The organism is Oleiphilus sp. HI0080 (assembly GCF_001635135.1).
Window position 1 is genome coordinate 1 of sequence record NZ_LWFU01000282.1, and the last position, 339, is coordinate 339.

At 53.1% G+C, this 339-nt stretch carries 1 pseudogene; it reads right to left on the bottom strand.

Annotated elements, in window-relative coordinates:
• Nucleotides 1-339 (bottom strand): annotated as a pseudogene (locus A3751_RS02960) (acetyl-CoA C-acetyltransferase); the annotation flags it as partial.

Below are 339 nucleotides of genomic sequence, written 5' to 3' on the forward strand. Positions count from 1 at the left end.
GTCGCGATAATACGCGCACCAGATGCGCCAACAGGATGGCCCAGTGCTACTGCACCGCCATGAATGTTGATTTTTTCTGCAGGAATGTCGTGTGCGTTCATCGCCGTCATGGCTACCATTGCAAATGCTTCGTTAACTTCAAACAAGTCAACATCTGATGAGCTCCAGCCTGTTTTCTTTAGTACCTTCTCCATAGCACCACAAGGAGCGTGCGTGAATTTCGCAGGCGCTTCCGCATGCGATGCGGTCGCACGAATGACTGCCAGAGGGCTAAGGCCTTTCTCTTTTGCGACCTTGCCAGAGCAAAGAACAACCGCTGCCGCGCCGTCAGAGATGGCT